This window comes from Streptomyces sp. NPDC096048 (assembly GCF_044763415.1).
In the GTDB taxonomy this organism is placed as follows: Bacteria; Actinomycetota; Actinomycetes; order Streptomycetales; family Streptomycetaceae; genus Streptomyces.
Window position 1 is genome coordinate 498,113 of sequence record NZ_JBIWGG010000007.1, and the last position, 16,746, is coordinate 514,858.

17 protein-coding genes are annotated in these 16,746 nt (G+C 73.2%); 14 read left to right on the forward strand and 3 right to left on the reverse strand.

The window, feature by feature from the left end; translation table 11 throughout:
* The first annotated feature begins 143 nt into the window (after positions 1 to 143).
* The 3 genes from ACIQ6R_RS22305 (at position 144) to ACIQ6R_RS22315 (ending at position 3,487) form a co-directional block, all read left to right on the forward strand.
* A complete protein-coding gene (locus tag ACIQ6R_RS22305) occupies positions 144 to 1,268 on the forward strand; it encodes an amidinotransferase (RefSeq protein ID WP_404222973.1) in 1,125 nt (374 codons plus the stop codon).
* A 335-nt stretch (positions 1,269 to 1,603) separates the two neighbouring features.
* The gene (locus ACIQ6R_RS22310) at positions 1,604 to 1,891 is read left to right on the forward strand and encodes a DUF3040 domain-containing protein (RefSeq protein WP_404222974.1); all 288 of its coding nucleotides are present in this window, start codon (positions 1,604 to 1,606) and stop codon (positions 1,889 to 1,891) included.
* A gap of 45 nt (positions 1,892 to 1,936) precedes the next feature.
* Positions 1,937 to 3,487: a potassium/proton antiporter gene (locus ACIQ6R_RS22315; RefSeq protein WP_404222975.1), complete on the forward strand. Its 1,551-nt coding sequence runs from the start codon at positions 1,937 to 1,939 to the stop codon at positions 3,485 to 3,487.
* Here ACIQ6R_RS22315 and ACIQ6R_RS22320 read toward each other — a convergent pair.
* From ACIQ6R_RS22320 to ACIQ6R_RS22330, 3 genes are all read right to left on the reverse strand, one after another.
* The gene (locus tag ACIQ6R_RS22320) at positions 3,478 to 3,981 is read right to left on the reverse strand and encodes a DUF4396 domain-containing protein (protein ID WP_404222976.1); all 504 of its coding nucleotides are present in this window, start codon (positions 3,979 to 3,981) and stop codon (positions 3,478 to 3,480) included. The genes ACIQ6R_RS22315 and ACIQ6R_RS22320 overlap by 10 nt on opposite strands.
* Before the next feature lie 203 nt (positions 3,982 to 4,184).
* Positions 4,185 to 4,838, reverse strand: a complete 654-nt coding sequence (locus ACIQ6R_RS22325; protein WP_404222977.1) for a DUF305 domain-containing protein — start codon at positions 4,836 to 4,838, stop codon at positions 4,185 to 4,187.
* 129 nt (positions 4,839 to 4,967) lie between these two features.
* Positions 4,968 to 5,369 carry a DUF6153 family protein gene (locus ACIQ6R_RS22330; protein ID WP_404222978.1) on the reverse strand — a complete coding sequence of 134 codons (402 nt, stop codon included), beginning with the start codon at positions 5,367 to 5,369 and terminating at the stop codon, positions 4,968 to 4,970.
* 176 nt (positions 5,370 to 5,545) lie between these two features.
* On the opposite strand from ACIQ6R_RS22330, the gene ACIQ6R_RS22335 reads away from it, so the two are divergent.
* From ACIQ6R_RS22335 to ACIQ6R_RS22385, 11 genes are all read left to right on the forward strand, one after another.
* Positions 5,546 to 6,649 carry a LuxR C-terminal-related transcriptional regulator gene (locus ACIQ6R_RS22335; RefSeq protein ID WP_404222979.1) on the forward strand — a complete coding sequence of 368 codons (1,104 nt, stop codon included), beginning with the start codon at positions 5,546 to 5,548 and terminating at the stop codon, positions 6,647 to 6,649.
* Between the two features lie 94 nt (positions 6,650 to 6,743).
* Positions 6,744 to 7,010 (forward strand): acyl carrier protein, encoded by a 267-nt coding sequence (locus tag ACIQ6R_RS22340; protein ID WP_404173564.1) that lies wholly within the window; start codon positions 6,744 to 6,746, stop codon positions 7,008 to 7,010.
* A gap of 60 nt (positions 7,011 to 7,070) precedes the next feature.
* Complete coding sequence (locus ACIQ6R_RS22345) at positions 7,071 to 8,321, forward strand: beta-ketoacyl-[acyl-carrier-protein] synthase family protein (protein ID WP_404222980.1); 1,251 nt, start codon at positions 7,071 to 7,073, stop codon at positions 8,319 to 8,321.
* The gene (locus ACIQ6R_RS22350) at positions 8,318 to 9,667 is read left to right on the forward strand and encodes a beta-ketoacyl synthase N-terminal-like domain-containing protein (RefSeq protein ID WP_404222981.1); all 1,350 of its coding nucleotides are present in this window, start codon (positions 8,318 to 8,320) and stop codon (positions 9,665 to 9,667) included. Before ACIQ6R_RS22345 ends, ACIQ6R_RS22350 begins: the two co-directional genes overlap by 4 nt.
* A gap of 5 nt (positions 9,668 to 9,672) precedes the next feature.
* Positions 9,673 to 10,659 carry a beta-ketoacyl synthase N-terminal-like domain-containing protein gene (locus ACIQ6R_RS22355; RefSeq protein WP_404223032.1) on the forward strand — a complete coding sequence of 329 codons (987 nt, stop codon included), beginning with the start codon at positions 9,673 to 9,675 and terminating at the stop codon, positions 10,657 to 10,659.
* Complete coding sequence (locus ACIQ6R_RS22360) at positions 10,659 to 11,501, forward strand: alpha/beta fold hydrolase (protein WP_404173573.1); 843 nt, start codon at positions 10,659 to 10,661, stop codon at positions 11,499 to 11,501. Before ACIQ6R_RS22355 ends, ACIQ6R_RS22360 begins: the two co-directional genes overlap by 1 nt.
* Entirely contained in the window at positions 11,498 to 12,457 is a 960-nt protein-coding gene (locus tag ACIQ6R_RS22365) for an acyl-CoA thioesterase (protein WP_404173576.1), read from the forward strand. Before ACIQ6R_RS22360 ends, ACIQ6R_RS22365 begins: the two co-directional genes overlap by 4 nt.
* Positions 12,454 to 13,596 (forward strand): beta-ketoacyl synthase N-terminal-like domain-containing protein, encoded by a 1,143-nt coding sequence (locus ACIQ6R_RS22370; protein WP_404222982.1) that lies wholly within the window; start codon positions 12,454 to 12,456, stop codon positions 13,594 to 13,596. The genes ACIQ6R_RS22365 and ACIQ6R_RS22370 overlap by 4 nt, the downstream gene beginning before the upstream one ends.
* Complete coding sequence (locus ACIQ6R_RS22375) at positions 13,593 to 14,699, forward strand: beta-ketoacyl synthase N-terminal-like domain-containing protein (protein ID WP_404222983.1); 1,107 nt, start codon at positions 13,593 to 13,595, stop codon at positions 14,697 to 14,699. Before ACIQ6R_RS22370 ends, ACIQ6R_RS22375 begins: the two co-directional genes overlap by 4 nt.
* Complete coding sequence (locus ACIQ6R_RS22380; protein WP_404222984.1) at positions 14,699 to 15,571, forward strand: SDR family oxidoreductase; 873 nt, start codon at positions 14,699 to 14,701, stop codon at positions 15,569 to 15,571. Before ACIQ6R_RS22375 ends, ACIQ6R_RS22380 begins: the two co-directional genes overlap by 1 nt.
* Positions 15,568 to 16,638: a beta-ketoacyl synthase N-terminal-like domain-containing protein gene (locus ACIQ6R_RS22385; protein ID WP_404173588.1), complete on the forward strand. Its 1,071-nt coding sequence runs from the start codon at positions 15,568 to 15,570 to the stop codon at positions 16,636 to 16,638. The genes ACIQ6R_RS22380 and ACIQ6R_RS22385 overlap by 4 nt, the downstream gene beginning before the upstream one ends.
* Positions 16,639 to 16,746: the final 108 nt, after the last annotated feature.

Consider the following 16,746-nt stretch of genomic DNA (forward strand, 5'->3'; position numbering starts at 1 on the left):
CGCCCCTCCTTCAATCGAACCACGATGGAAATCTATCGAGAAACGATAGCTTGGGCAAGGCCCGGTGAAGAGGGGAGGGTGTCATCCACCCGGTTCGGGGCACCCCTTAGGCACGGAGAGCCAGCGATCGGGAGCGGTCAGTCATGGCGGTGGCGCAGGAACCCGGAATCGCGGAGGCGGCGGAACCCGCCGCTTCGCCGGTCAGTTCCCACAACGAGTGGGACCCACTGGAGGAGGTCGTCGTCGGCCGGCTGGAAGGCGCGACGATTCCCTCCGACCACCCGGTCGTGACCTGCAACGTCCCGCCCTGGGCGGCCCGGTTCCAGGGGCTCGCCGCCGGCTTCCGGTATCCGCGCGTCCTGGTCGAGCGGGCGCAGAGGGAACTCGACGGGTTCGTCGCCCTTCTCCAGTCCCTCGGCGTCACGGTCACGCGTCCGGACGCGGTCGACCACCGGCAGCGCTTCAGCACCCCCGACTGGTCGTCACGCGGTTTCTGCAACACCTGCCCGCGCGACTGCCTGCTCGTCATCGGTGACGAGATCATCGAGACCCCGATGGCCTGGCCGTGCCGCTACTTCGAGACCCACTCCTACCGCCCGATCCTCAAGGACTACTTCCGGCGCGGCGCGCGCTGGACGTCCGCCCCGAAGCCCCAGCTCACCGACGAACTCTTCGAGCCGGACTTCCGCGTCCCCGCGGCGGGCGAGCCGATGCGCCACATCCTCACCGAGTTCGAGCCGGTCTTCGACGCGGCGGACTTCGTGCGCGCGGGACGCGACCTCTTCGTCACCCGCAGCAACGTCACCAACCGCATGGGCATCGAGTGGCTGCGCCGCCACCTCGGCCCCGGCTACCGCGTCCACGAGATCGAGAGCCGCTGCCGCACGCCCATGCACATCGACACGACGTTCGTCCCGCTGGCGCCCGGCAGGGCACTGGTCAACCCGGAGTACGTCGACGTCGACCGCCTTCCGGACGTCCTGCGCTCGTGGGACATCCTGACCGCCCCCGAACCCGACCCGATCGACGACCGCATGCTCAAGATCACCTCGATGTGCGGCAAGTGGCTCAGCATGAACGTCCTCGTCCTCGACGACAGACGGGTCATCGCGGAACGGCACCACACGGGCATGCTGCGCGCGCTGGAGAGCTGGGGCTTCGAGCCGATCCCGTGCGACCTGCTGCACTACGCGCCGTTCGGCGGCTCGTTCCACTGCGCGACCCTCGACGTACGGCGCCGCGGCACGCTCGAGTCGTACACCGACTGACGGTCGTGGGCTGACTGACGGTCGTGGGTCGGCTGACGGTCGTACACCGGCTGACGGTCGTGGGCCGACTGACGGTCGTGGGCCGGCCGGCCCCTGCACGTCGTACCCGGTCGCTTCTGGGTTCCGTACCGGATGGTGCCCGCGGCCCGCGGAAAGCGAGGCTGTAGCCGATCCAGCCTTTCCCGGACAGAGTCCGGGGTGGGTCGGCCACGTATGCGCGGCTGCGCCACTTCACCCTGGTGTGATCGTGACGTTCCCACCTCGCAAGGAGACCAGATGGCCCGCCCGACCGACCGCGTCGCCTGCCCAGGGCCCCGCGCCGGGAGGAGGACACCGTGCCCGGATCCGACGACCGGTTCAGTGAGATCGAGTCCCGCCTGCACCGCGACGACCCCCGGTTCGCCCACGCCCTCGACGTCGGCCGTCCCTGCCCACCGCGCGAGTACCGGTACCCCCGGGCCTGGCTGCTGCTCGCCGGCGCCCTGGTGGTGCTCGGCTCCGGGGTCGTCCTGGCCCACGGGCTGCTCATCGCCACCGGCCTTGTCCTCGCCGGCATGGCCGGGGAGCTCTTCGACCCGCACCGGCCCGCGCGCGGTGGCCGGTGCCCGCCGCGCCGGTCCTGACCCCGGCATCCGCCGACCGGTCCCGGACGGGTCGGGGCCCGCTCGATGACCCTGCCCGAGCTGTACCTGACCCTGCTGATCGGCGGCACGGTGCTGCTGGCCAGCATCGCCGCCGCCCGCGCCGCCCACCGGGTCGGCCTGCCCAGCCTGTTGCTGTTCCTCGCGGTCGGCGTCGTCGCCGGGGAGGACGGGCTGGGCCTGGAGTTCGACGACGCGCAGCTGGCCCAGGCACTGGGTACCGCCGCCCTGGCCGTCATCCTCGTCGACGGCGGCCTGACCACCCGGTGGAGCGACGTCCGGCGCCTGCTCGCCCCCGCCGGCGTGCTCGCCACCGGGGGTGTGGCCGTCTCCGTCGCGGTGACCGCCGCGGGCGCGCACTGGCTGCTGGGCATGGAGTGGCACCTGGCTCTGCTGCTCGGTGCGATCGTCTCCTCCACCGACGCCGCCGCGGTCTTCGCGGTACTGCGCTCACTGCCGCTGCCGCAGAAGGTGACAGGCCTGGTCGAGGCGGAATCCGGCTTCAACGACGCCCCCACCATCATCCTGGTCCTGATCTTCTCCACCACCACCGCCGGCGACCTGCCCGGTCCCGCCCCGGTCGTGGGCAACCTGCTCTACCAGCTCGCCGTCGGCGGCATCCTCGGCGTGCTGATCGGCCGCCTGGGCGCCTCCGCGCTGCGGCACATCGCGCTCCCCGCGACCGGCCTGTACCCGCTCGCCACCGTGGGGTTCGGCATCGTCGCCTTCGCCGCGGCCGGCGCGGTGAACGCCAGCGGCATCATCGCCGCCTACCTGTCCGGCCTGGTCCTCGGCAACGCCAAGCTGCCCCACCGCGCCGCCACCCGCTCCTTCGCCGAAGGCGCCGGCTGGCTGGCCCAGATCGGCCTGTTCGTCATGCTCGGCCTGCTCGTCGACCCCAGCGAACTGCCCTCCGCGATCCTCCCGGCCCTCACCGTCGGCCTGGTCCTGCTGCTGGCGGCCCGTCCCGTCTCCGTGGTCCTGTGCCTGGTGCCCTTCCGCGTTCCCTGGCGCGAGCAGGCGTTCATCTCGTGGGCGGGCCTCCGCGGCGCGGTGCCCATCGTGCTCGCCACGTTTCCCATCGTCGCCGGGGTCGCCGGTGCCGGTGACGTGCTGAACATCGTCTTCGTCCTCGTCGTCCTCTTCACCCTCGTGCAGGGCCCCACCCTGCCCGCCGCCGCCCGCCTCCTGGGTCTGGCCCGTTCCGACGCGCTGCGCGAGATCCAGGTCGAGACCGCCCCCCTCGACGTCCTGGACGCCGACCTGCTCACCGTGGCCATTCCGCGGGGCTCCCGCCTGCACGGCGTCGCCGTCTTCGAACTGCGCCTGCCGCCGCCGACCGTCCTCACCCTGATCGTGCGCGACGGCGTCACCGTCGTCCCCGACCGCGACACCGTGCTGCGCGCCGGCGACGAACTCCTGCTCATCACCACCCCCCACACCAGGGAGGTCACGGAATGCCGCCTGCGCGCCATCGGCCGCCGCGGCAAACTCGCCCGCTGGCTCGGCGAACACGGCGCGCCGGAACCGGAACCCGGCACACCGGCACGGGCGGCGGCACGCGCGGGTCAGTGGTAGGCGTGGACCACGGCGTGGCCCTTGCCGCGGCCGATCATCCACTTGTTGACGGGCGTGGTGATCACGAACGCCACGGCGAAGCCACCGAGCAGCGCGTACCAGAACAGCCCGTCGGACAGGTGCGCGTCCATCGCTCCCGGCGTCAGCGCGATGATGCCGTTGTCGACCAGTTCCATCACCGCTATGGAGACGGTGTCGGCGGCCAACGCGACCTTGATCGCGGCCTTCAGGGAAACCCCGGCGCGCACCACCGCCCAGAGGGTGAAGGAGTAGCCGAAGACGAAGGCCAGGGTGATCGCGAGGGCCATCGTCTGCACGTTGCCCCACATCAGGGCGGTGCCGATGACCATGCCGAGGATCTCGCCGATGGCGCACCCGGTGAGGCAGTGCAGCGTGGCCTTCATCGCCGTCGCCCAGGTCGTGCCCTGGCCGTGGCCGCCCTCGTGGGCGGTGTGGTCGTGTGCGGTACCGGAGTGGTGCGTGCTGTGGTCCATGGGGCCGAGGGTATACCCCCTAGGGGTATACCGGAAGGGTGGGTCGGCGGGCAGGGCGGTGCTCGGCGGACGGGGGCGGTGACCAGGGGTGGCCGGTGGGCAGGGCGGTGCTCGGCGGGCGGGGGCGGTGGCCAGGGGTGGCCGTGGGCAGGCCGGAGCGGGGCGGGCGCCGTCGACGCCCACCCCGCTCCGGCGTGCTGCGGTCAGTTCTCGCCGAGCAACCGGGTCATCTGCTCGATCTCCGCGCTCTGCGAGGTGATGATCTCTCCGGCCATCTTCGTGGCCGGGCCGTAGGCGCCGTCGGCCTGCTCGGTCTTCGCCATCTGGACCGCGCCCTCGTGATGCCTGATCATCATCTCCAGGAAGGCGGTGTCGAACGCCTTGCCCGAGGCGTCCTCCAGCTCGGTCATCTCCCCGGCCGTCATCATCCCGCCCGTGCCGTGCGCGGAGTGGTCCATGGCGCCCTCGGCGGGCACTTCCTCGCCCCAGGAGGTCAGCCAGCCGGAGAGCGTCCTGATCTCCGGGTCCTGGGCCTTCTTGATGTCCGCGGCGAGCTTCTTCACCTCGGCCGACCGCGCACGGTCGGGCGCGAGGCCGGCCATCTCGACGGCCTGGCGGTGGTGGGGGATCATCCCCTTCGCGAAGGCGACGTCGGCGGCGTTGTGCTGCCCCTGCGACGCGGGCGCCGACGCGGACGCCGATGCCGGCGCGGGCGCCGACGAGGAAGCGGGTGCGTTGTGGTCGCCGTGTCCGGCCGGGCTGTCGCCGTCGCCGCCACAGGCGGCCAGGACGAGTGCCGCCGCCCCGGCGGCGGCAACGGCGGCACCGCGGCGGACGAGTGAGCGCTTGCGGGTCATGGTCGTGCAACTCCTTCACGCGCGCCGTTCCCAGCGCGCGGTTCAAGCGGATGTGGGCGTGCGAAAGCACGGCACCCGTCGCCGGAGGACTCCGGTCCGCTCTCGGGTGGGGGTGCCGGGCGGGCCGCTCTATATCCGCAGGAGTTGCAGCTCGGAGAGGTCAGGGGGCGCCCGGCCGTCCTGGGGCGACCCCATGGCCGCCGCGGCGGGCGAGGACGCGGTGGGCGCGTCCAGTACGTCGCCGGCCAGCGCCGGCGGCGAGTAGGCGGAGCCGGTCCCGGCAGCGGCGCACGTCGCGTCGGCGTGGTCGAGGTGACCCGATCCGCCCTCCGGGTGCGCGCATCCTCCGCCCGCGTGCGGAGCGGTGTCCGCCGAAGCCGTCACCATCTCGTGGCCGGTGCGCGTCTGCGCCGACGGCGTCACTTCGGGTGCCAGGCCGTGCATGCCCAGCACTCCGGTCAGGACGGCCAGCACCAGCAGCACGAAGAGCCGCCCTGTCGGGCGGCTGCTCGATCGGGTGCTCCTGGCCACGCGCCCATCGTACGGGCCCACCGCCGGAGTACGGGCCCACCGCCGGAACGGCGGGAGTGACGCCTGACCGCGGCGGGTGCGCCGAAAAACAAACAAACAACTTCTTCACACCGGGGCTACCCTGTGCCGGGGGGGAGGTCGCGGGGCCGGCGGCCTTCATGACACGGGGGGACCGCATGCTGGAGCTCCTGGGACTGGGAAAGAACTCGGTAGAGCTTTACCGGGCCGTGCTGGCGCATCCGGGAATCTCGGTCGAAGACCTGGTGGACACCTTGAAGTGGCCGGCCGAGCGGGTGCGCTCCGCGCTCGACGAGTGCGTACGGCTGTCGCTGGTGAGGCCCTCCTGGGAGGAGCCGGGCACGCTGAAACCGGTCCCGCCGGGCGTCGGACTCCAGGCACTGCTCGCCAGGCAGGAAGCCGACTTCCTGGAGCGGCAACGGCAGATGACGGACGCGCGCGTCGAGGTCTCACGGCTCGTCCACGACTATGCCGCGGTGCAACGGGAGTCGTCCCACCTCGAGACCGAGCGCATCGAGGGAATCGACGAGATCCGGTCCCGGATCGAGGAGCTCAGCCATTCCTGCCACGACTCGCTCCTGGCGTTCCATCCCGGCGGCGGGCAGTCGGCCGCCAGCCGCGCCGCGGGCCGGCCGCTGAGCGGCACTCTGCAGAGCCGTGGCGTCGTGATGCACACCATCTACCTCGACAGCATCTACAACGACCCCGAGTCGGTCGACTACGCGCGCTGGCTGCTCCGTTCGGGAAACCACGTGCGCACCACGGCCTCGCTGCCCTCCCGGATGCTCATCTTCGACCGGCAGCAGGCGATCGTGCCCATCGACCCGGACGACTCCGCGGCCGGCGCCATGGTGTTCCGCAGCGCCGGGATCCTCGCCAACCTCTGCGAGCTCTTCGACCAGGTATGGGACAAGGCCGTGCCGCTCAGCGGCGAGAAACGGCCGCGGCAGCCCGTCGAGGAGAACGAACTCACCGGTCAGGAACAGACCGTCCTGCGTCTGCTCGGCGAAGGACTCACGGACGAGGTGGTCGCCCGCCGGCTGGGTGTCTCGGTGCGTACCGGACGCCGGATCACCGCGGAGCTGATGGGCCGGCTCGGCGCCAAGAGCCGCTTCCAGGCCGGGATGCGCGCCGTCGAGTACGGCTGGCTCGGCGGTGACGAAGACCGGGCCGCGCCCCCGGACGGCGCCGCGGAGGAACCCGCCGAGCCCTTGGGCGAGACCTCGGCCGACGCCTCTGAACTGGGCGAATCATCCGTATAGAGCTGGCATAGCGCCCCGGCCCAACATCGACTCACCGAACGGATGGGCGGAGTCGCACGACTCCGGATCCTCACCGATCTCTCAGGGAGTCGACATGAGCAACGCGACCACCGGACTGGACGCCGCACGCAAGCAGGACATCAAGGAGGTCGTCTGCGACATCCTTGAGATCGACGAGGACGAGGTCACCGAGGTCAGCCTCTTCAAGGAGGACCACGACGCGGACTCGCTGCGCGCCATCGAGATCCTCGCCGCCCTCGAGCGCACCCAGCACGTGACGATCGACCAGGCCGAGCTGAGCCGCATGGTCAACCTCGTCGGCGTGTACACCGTCATCGAAGAGGCCTCCGCCCGCGGCTGACCGGCAGTGCTCCCGCCCTGCCCCGATCAGCCGGCTGAGTCAGCCAGAGGGTGAGCTTCGATGAACACAGGTATGCGAGGCACGGACGCCACCCCCCGCAGGGTGGTCGTCACCGGACTCGGCGTCGTCACCAGTATCGGCATCGGTATCGACGCGTTCACCACCGGACTCCGCGAAGGACGCGGCGGAGTCAAGCCGATCACGGCGTTCGACACCACCGGGTTCGACTACGCCAACGGGTGCGAGGTGACGGACTTCGACCCGGCGCGGTGGATCCACCGGGTGGACCCCGAGGAGCTCGGGCGGGCCAGCCAGTTCTCCGTCGCCGCCACCCGGATGGCCATCGAGGACGCCGGGCTGACCGTGGACGAGGTGCGGGCCCGCCGCTCCCTGGTGTCCGTGGGCACCACGGACGGCGAGTCCCGCGACCTCGACCAGCTCGTGGAGACCGGTCTCGCCACCGGCCCCGAGTCGTACGACCCGGTGGTCGCCCGCCGGGTGCCGGCCGGACGGCTCTCCTCCGGCATCATCCGGGAGTTCGCCCTGGAGGACGTCGAGGCCGTCACGATCCCGACCGCCTGCGCGGCGGGGAACTACGCGGTCGGCTACGGCTACGACGCACTGCGCAGCGGTGACGTGGACGTGGCCCTGGTGGGCGGGGCGGACGCGCTGTGCCGCAAGACCTTCACCGGTTTCTACCGGCTCGGCACCATCGCCCCCGAGGCGTGCCAGCCCTTCGACAAGGACCGCAAGGGCATCCTCACCGGTGAGGGGGCCGGGATCCTCCTGCTGGAGAGCCTGGACTCCGCGCTCGCCCGGGGCGCCCGGATCTACGCGGAAGTGCTCGGTTACGGCCTCGCCTGCGACGCCCTGCACCCGGTCGCCCCCGACCGGGACAGCATCGCCCGCACGATCGACATCGCCCACCGCAACGCGGGGGTGACGCCCGACCAGATCGATTTCGTCTCCGCGCACGGCACCGGCACCAGGGCCAACGACATCACCGAGGTCGGCGCGATCCGGCAGATCTTCGGCGCCGACGCCATGCCGCGGACGGTCTCCATCAAGTCGATGATCGGCCACAGCATGGGGGCGGCCAGCGCGGTCGCCGCCGCGGCCTGCGCCGTGGCCCTCACGCAGGGCTTCATCCCGCCGACCGTCAACCACAACGAGACGGACCCCGAGTGCGGCGTCGACTGCGTACCCAACGAAGCCCGTGAGGCCGAGCTGAACATCGTGCAGAACAACGCGCTCGCCTTCGGCGGGAACAACGCGGTGGTCATCCTCGGCAAGTACCGGAGCGCGGCATGAGCTGGCTCGTGACCGGTACGGGAGCCGTCGCCAGCATCGGCTCCGACACCGACGAGATCTACGAGTCGCTGGTGGCGGGCCGCAGCGGTCTCGCCGGACTGCGCGGCTACGACCGCAGCAAGTTCCGCGCCCAGGTCGCCTACGAGATCGACGACCGGCCGGCCCCCGGCGTCGACGAGCCCCTGCGGGCCACCCGCTGGCTGGAGCGGGCCGTCGAGGTGGCCGCGCGGGAAGCCGGTCTCGGCGACGACCTGTCGTCGGTGCCGGTCCTGGTCGGGACGACCCTGCGCGAGCTGCGCTCGGTCGAGCTGTCGTGGCGGGACGGGACGCCGGTGGAGGTGGCGGACCTGCACTTCGGCACCATGCTGCGCAGGCGCTTCGGTGCCGCCGACACCCACACCGTCGCCAACGCCTGCTCCGCGTCGCTCTACGCCCTGGCCCTCGCCACCGACCTGCTCGACCTCGGGCAGGCCGACACGGTGGTGGTGGCCGGCGTGGACACCATCTCGGAGAGCACGTACGGGCTGCTCGACCGCTGCTACCCCGAAGCCCCGGACCGGGTGCGGCCGTTCGACCGGGCCCGGCGCGGCATGCTCCAGGGCGAGGGCGCGGTCGCCGTCGTGCTGCGCAGGGAGGCCGACGGGCCCGGCCCGGGAGCCACCGTGCGGGCACGGGTGCGGGGTGTCGCGGTCAACTGCGACGCCTACCACCCCTCGGCGCCCGAGGCGAAGAACATCGCCGCGGCCGTGCGGGAGGCGCACCGCCGGGCGGGGGTCGGCTCCGCCGACATCGACCTGGTGATGCTGCACGGCACGGGCACCCCGCTCAACGACGAGGCGGAGTCCGCGGCCCTCGGCTCGGTCTTCGCCGGCGTCGAGCCGTCCCCGTACATGACCGCCATCAAGTCGATGACCGGGCACACCGCCGGGGCGTCCGGGCTGCACAGCCTGGTCGCGGCCGTCGACGTGATGCGGCGCGGGAGTGTGCCGCCGATCGTCGGGCTCGACGACCCGGTGGAGTCGGTGGCCGGGTTCCGGCTGGTGCGCGGGCAGGCGGTACGCCCCGACGAGGAGCTGCGGATCGCCCAGATCGACTCCTTCGGCTTCGGCGGGCTCAACGCGGTCGCGATCGTCGAGCGGTACGCGGGAGACGACGCGTACGCGGGCCACGGGGCGGCTGCGGGACACGACGCGCACGCGGGACACGACACGTACGCGGGAGACGACGCGGGCGCAGGACACGACACGTACGCGGGAGACGAGGCGCACGCGGGACACGACACGTACGCGGGAGACGACGCGGACGGCGGGAACGGCGTCGTCGCGGGTCAGGAGGAGGGGCGGTGAGCCGGATGCACATCGTCGTCACCGGACTCGGTACGGCGGTCCGCGGTCTCGACACACCCGGGGGACTGCTCGGCGACCGGCGGCCCGCAGGGGAGCCGGCCGACCCGGTGGACCGGCTGACCGGCCGGGGCCTGCGCTACAAGGACCGGGCCACCAAGCTCGCCATGGTCGCCGGTGAGGAGGCGCTCGCCGCGGCCGGTCTGATCGGGGCCGACGGCGCGTCGACGGTACCCGGCGAATCCGTCGGCACCGTCGTCAGCACCAACTTCGGCAACGTCGACACCGTCTGCGAGACCGTCGAGACCATCGCCCGCGACACCTACCTCGGCACCAGCCCCATGCTGCTGCCCGCGACGTCCAGCAACGTGGTCGCCTCCTGGCTGGCCATCACGCACGGGCTGCGCGGCGCCAACCTGACCCTGTGCAACGGCCGTACCTCCGGCCTCGACGCGGTCAACTGGGCGCGGCTGCTGATCGGTTCGGGCCGGGTCGAGCGGGTGCTCGTGGTCGGCGTGGAGCCGGACAACCCGGCCGTCCGCCATCTCGCGCCGGAGCAGGACGAGTTCTTCGACGGGGCGGCCGCCCTGGTGCTGGAGTCCGCCGAATCGGCGGCGGCGCGCGGGGTGCGGCCCCTGGCCGGACTCGGCCCCTACGCGCGCCGGGCCGCGCACACCAGGGCCGTCGCGGACGTACGCGAACGTGAACCGCGCGCCGTCGGCCTGTGGTGCGTGCCCGAACACCCGGAAGGCGTCCGGGCCCCCGGAGCCTCCCTCGGGTCGGTGCCGGTCGGCGGCGTACGCGATCTGTCCGAACTGCTCGGCCCCAGCTCGGGTGCGCTCGGTGTGCTCCAGTGCGTGGCCGGCACGGCCTGGCTGGCCGGTGCGGCGCCGGACGGGGCCGATGCCGTGGTGCTCGCCAGCGCGGGTACCGGGGACACCGGCCGGGACGACGCGGCCGCGGCCCTCATCCTCACCCCGGCGGGGAGCACGTGATGACGGCCGACGAGGACCGTGAGACCGGCGTGCGGGTCCGGCTGCGCCGGGCGGCGCACGACGGCGCCCGGCGGCCCGTGCGGGTACTGCTCCTGCACGGCCTCGCCGGCTCGACCGCCGTCTGGCGCCGGTTCACGGAGCTGGCCGGCGGTGAGCTGGAGCTGTGGGAGGCCGAACTTCCCTGGGCCGCCCACGGCGACACCCGGTGGAGCCACGACCCGGACCCGGTGCCCTGGGTGGCCCGGGCGCTGGACGCCGTACCGGGGCGGGTCGATCTGCTGATCGCGCACTCCTTCGCGGCCAACGCCGTACTGGAACTCCTGGTCTCCCGGCCCGCCGGGCGGCCGGGCGCGGTCGTCCTCGTCTCCCCGTTCCACCGCGGTACGCCCGAGGAGTTCGAGTGGGACACCGCCGTCTACTACCTGCACGGCTTCCAGCGCATCCTCGACGAGGGGCTGCGGGTCGGCTCGGACGGCCGGATCCCCGTCGAGCTGCGCGAGGCGATGGCGCTGCGGGTGCGTGACCGGATCGGCCCGTACGGCTGGATGCGGTTCTTCGACGCGTACCTGCGCAGTCCCTTCCTCGACACCGCGGCCATCGGCCTGCCCACCCTCGTCGTGGCCGGCGAGCACGACTTCGCGGCCCGGCCCGCGGACGCCCGCGCCCTCGCCGGGGCGCTGCCGGACGCCCGGCTGCGGATCTTCGAACGGTCCGGGCACTTCCCGATGGCCGAGCAGCCCGAGCTGTTCGTCGGGGCCGTGCACGGCTTCCTGTCCTCCCTTACGCCCACCTCTTCCTCTCATCCCTCCCGCCTCCTCACCGAAGTACCGGAGTTGACGTGACCGCGAACAGCACCGCTCTCACCTTCCAGGAGCCGAGCTCCCTGGAGATACGGCCCCGCTACGAGGGCTCCAACATCTGCACCTGGATCGGCTTCAAGCACGTCAACTACCTCGTCGAGGAAGCCGTGCTGAACCACCTGCGGCACAGTGGCCTCCTGCCGGGCACGGTGTACGAGACGTACGGCCTGTGCACCGACATCGTCGACATCGACACCCGCATCCTGCACGCCTTCCACATCGACGACGTGGCACGCGCCGAGGTCAGGCCGCACCGCAAGGCCAAGGACGGCGAACTGCTGCTGTCGGTGGTGCTGCACGTCCAGCGCGAGACGCTGCTCAAGGCCGTGACCTCCACCGTCCGCGTCCAGCTGCGCCTCGACCCGCGAGGCGGGGGCAACGAGCCGGTGCCCGCGTCCCTCGCCCCGTACGCCGTCGAGCGGCTGGCCGCCGCCCCCGCCTGGGACACGGTCCCGCCCGAGGTGAACCCGGACTCCGCGGACCTGGTCAAGGAGCTGACGGCGGGCACCAACTCCTTCGCCTGGAAGTTCCGGATCCCGTACTGGTACTGCCACTTCACCGAGCGCATCCAGATGTCGGGCTACCTGCGGCTGATGGAGGAGGCCAAGGACCAGCTCGTCGCCGACCGCGGCGTCTCCATCAAGACCCTGCTCGACGAGCAGAACTGGATCCCCGTCGTCCCGCACTCGCGCATCACCGTCCTCGACGAGGCGCGCATGGAGGAGGACCTGTACGTGGTCCTCACCGTCGAGGAGATCTTCAAGGGCTTCACCTACACCTCCCGGATGGACACCTACGTCGTCCGTGACGGGGCGCTGGTGCACACCGCGACCGGGCGGATCACCCACGGCTACGCGGTGATCGAGAACCGCCGCGACTGGAGCCTGGTCTCCTTCGACGACCGCATGAACGCGGCGCTGGAGGGCAAGTCGGCATGACCGGCGAGGTCGTGGTCACCGGGATCGGTGCCGTCACCTGCCACGGCGGGGGTACGGACGCGCTGTGGCGTGCCATGACGGCGGCCCGGATCCGTCGGCCGGACGAGCCGGCCGACCCGCTCGCCGTGATGGAACTGCCGCGGATCAACCTGGTGCCCGACCCCGACCTGCGGGCGGCGCGTGCCACCCGGTTCGCCGTCGCCGCGGCCCGGGAAGCGCTCGCCGACGCGGGCCTGACCGGGCTGTCCGAGGCGGCGGTCGTCCTCGGCAGCTGCATGGGCGAGCCCGGCCCCAACGAGCGCGAGCGGGGCGGCGCCCGATGGACCGCGCCGTTCCGGCTGGCCTCCGAGACCGCCACCCGACTCGGCCTGGCGGGCGTCGCCCACGACATCGGCAACGCCTGCTCGGCCGGCGGCTACGCGCTCGGCATGGCGTACGACATGGTGCGGGCGGGCGAGGCCGACGTGGTGCTCGCCGGCGGGTCCGACGCCTACTCGCGGGTCGCGCTCGGCTGCTTCAACCGGCTCGGCGCGGTCGACCCGGACCGGTGCCGGCCCTTCGAGACCGACCGGGCCGGCACGGTCTTCGCCGAGGGCGCGGGCATCCTCGTCGTCGAGTCCGCCGCCCACGCCGCGGCCCGCGGCGCCACGGCCCCGCTGCCCCTGGCCGGCTCCGGCTGGAGCTGCGACGCGGGGCATGTGACGGCGCCGCACGAGGACGGCGAGCAGATCGTACGGGCCATGCGCGAGGCCGTCGGCGCGGCGGGCGGTGCCGCCGCCGTCGGCTGCGTGATCCCGCACGGCACCGGGACACGGCTCGGCGACGAGGTGGAGAGCCGGGCGCTGCACCGGGTCTTCGGCGAGCGGACGCCCGACGTGCCGCTGTACAGCCTCAAGGCGCTGCTCGGCCACGCGGGCGGGGCCTCGGCCGCGCTCGGCGCGGTCGCCGCCGCGCTGATCCTGCGCGACGGGCAGGTCCCGCGCAACGTGCCGCTGCGCGAGCAGGACCCGGCGTGCGACGTGTGGCTGCCGCAGCGCACCCCGGTCCCGCTGCCGCACGACCGCCGGCGGGTCCTGGTGAACGCCTACGGGTTCGGCGGCAGCAATTCCTCACTGGTCCTGGAAGGAGCGGCGGCATGAACGGGACCGGCGGGACCGACGAGACCAGCGGGACCATGTGGGCCGTGACGGGGGTCGGGGGTGTCGCCCCCGAGGCCGGTGCCGAGGACGGCGACTGGTTCGACCACCGGGTCCGGCTCGGGCCGCGCGGCTACAAGTACCTGCCCGCCGCCGCCCAGTACCTCCTCGCCGCGGCCCGCGACGCGCTCGCCGACGGCGGCCGCACCGACGCGGTGCCCGCCGACCGCAGAGGCGCCGCGCTCGCGCTCAACGGCGGTTTCGCCGGGCTCTTCGACGCCATGGACCGCCGGATCGCCCTGGAGGGCGGCGCGGCCGGACTGTCGCCCGCGACGGCGCCCTTCTTCGCGGTGAGCCTGCTCGGCTCCCGCCTCACCTCCGAGCTGAGCCTGAAGGCCTTCGCACTGACACTGGCGAGCCCGAGAGTCGCGGCCCTGGAGGCGGTGGAGGCCGGTGGCCGGGCCCTGGCGGCCGGCCGCTGCGACACGCTCCTGGTCGGCGCGGCCGAACACCGGCTGCCCGAGTCCCCGGCCGGGGACGGCTCTCCGGCCGGTGATGGCTCCCCGGCCGGTGACGGCTTCCCGGTGGGTGACGGCTCCCCGGCGAGTGATGGCTTTCCGGCGGGTGACGGCTCCCCGGCCGGTGGCGGCGAACAGGGCGCTGTCGCCCTGACCCTGGAGCCGCGTTCCGCCGCCGAGGCGCGCGGCGCCCGCGTCCGGGGCACCGTCGCCGCCCGCTCGCTGTTCGTCCCGCCGGGCCGGGAGCTGCCCGCCGGGCTGGTCTCCGGGGCCGTACGCCGGCTGCTGCCGGACCCCGAGCCCACCGTGGAGGTCCACCACGTCCTGGACGGCTCGCCGTTCGCCTCGGCGGTGGCCGCCGCCGTGGACCGCGCGGCCGGTACCACCGGACGCGTGACCCCCGCCGGGGCGGGCTGCCTGGCCGCCGCCCAGGCGCTGGCCGGGCTGCTCACCGGCCCGCCCGGCACCCGGCTGCTGACCACCGCCACGCGCGAGGGACACGCCGCGCTGGCACTCGTCCGTACCGGACCGGACCCGTACCGGGACTCCGGGACGTCGCACACTTCCCAGAAGCGGGGGACCCACTGATGCTGAAATCCCTTGAAGGCAGCTGGTGCCTGGTACTCGGAGCCTCCAGCGGAATCGGCCGGGCCATCAGCCTCGGCCTGGCCCGCGAGGGCGTCAACGTCGTCGGAGTGCACTTCGACACCGCGGCCAGGGACGAGGAGGTCGCGGCACTCGTCGACGAGATCCGCGGCCACGGCGTCGAGGTGGCGTTCCACAACGCGAACGCCGCGAGCCGCGCCACCCGCGACCGGCTCGTTCCAGAGATCGCCGAACTGACCGGCTCCACCGGCGGCGTCCGCATCCTGGTGCACTCCCTCGCCTTCGGCACGCTCGTGCCGTTCCTGCCCCGCGAGGGCTGGGACCGGCCGATCGCCTCCCGGCAGCTGGAGATGACCCTCGACGTCATGGCGCACAGCCTCGTCTACTGGACGCAGGACCTGCACCGGGCCGGACTGCTGCGCAGCGGCTCCAAGATCTACGCGATGACCAGCGCGGGCGTCGTCCAGGCCCTGCCCAGCTACGGCGCGGTCTCCGCCGCCAAGAGCGCCCTGGAGGCCCATGTCCGCCAGCTCGCCTGTGAGCTGGCGCCGCAGGGCATCGCCGTCAACGCCCTGCGGGCGGGCGTCACGCTGACGCCCGCGCTCCAGGCCATCCCCGAGCACGCCGGCTATGTCGCGCGCGCCGCCGAGAACAACCCGCACTCCCGGCTGACCAGGCCCGACGACGTCGCCGAGGCGATCGCGGTGCTCTCGCGCACCGACTCGTCCTGGATCAGCGGCAACACCATCGGCGTGGACGGCGCCGAACTGCACGCCGCCGCCGGGGCCTGGGGCCCCGCCCCCACCGGCACCACCGGCACCGCCGACAACGAACTGAAGGGCGAAGGACGATGACCGCAGACAGTCTTGTCGTGTCCGGGTGGTCCACGGGATCGCCCTACGGGCTCGGCGCCGAGGCGTTCGCCGACGGAGTGCGCGCGGGCCGGGACGCCACCACCGCGTCCGGGCAGGGCCCGTACCGGCGCGCCGGCGAGATCCCGGAGTTCGACGTGCGCGCGATCCTCGGCCGCAAGGGCACCCGGTCCATGGACCGGGCCACCGCCATCGCCGTCGCCACCACGGGCATGCTCCTGGAGACCGCCGGCGGCGGCCTCGCCGACGACCGGCCCGACGACGTCGGCATGGTGCTCGGCACCGGCCACGGCAGCGTGCAGAGCATCATGGACTTCACCCGTGACTCCCTCACCGGGGAGAAGCCCTTCCACGTGGACCCGGCCCGCTTCCCCAACACGGTGATGAACCGGGCGGCCGGACAGAGCGCCATCTGGCACACCCTGCGCGGCCCCAACGCCACCGTGGCCGGCGGCGCGCTGACCGGACTGCTGGCCCTCAACTACGCGTCGCGGCTGCTGCGCCGGCGGCACTGCGAGGCCGTGCTGTGCGGCGCCGTCGAGGAGTACTCGGCCGACCGCGCCTGGCTGGAGTACCGGGGCCGGCAGGACGCCGCCCGGCGCTCGGCGGGGCCGCTCGGCGAGGGCTGCGCGCTGTTCCTCCTCGAACCCCGCGCCCGCGCCGAGTCGTACGGGCGCCGCCCGCTGGCCACCCTGCTCGGCAGCCGCTTCCTCGGCTTCCCGGAGCCGGAGAACGCCCAGCAGGCCGTCGTACGGGCGGTCACCGAGGCGCTCAAGGAGGCCGGCGCGGAGCCCGAGGACGTCTCGCTGATCGTGCCGAGCGACACCGGCGGTGCCCTCGGCGGACGCGAGGAGGCCGCCCTCAACGAGGTGTTCGGCCCGCACCGGCCGCGGCGGCTGCGGCTGCGCCGGCTCATCGGTGACGCCTCCGCCGCGTCCGCCGCCTTCCAGCTGGCCGCCGCGCTCAGTGTCACCGGCCCCGGCGAGCTGGCCCTGGTCACCTCCGTCGACCCGGACGGCCAGGTGGGCTGCACGCTGCTGCGGGTCTGAACCCGTGCCGCCGACCGCCCGCCGCCGCGCCTGCCGCACCCGCCGCCTGCTCGTCCAGGCCCTGTACGCCGCCCCCGCCGCCCCAGTCCGACACATCCGAGAACGGAA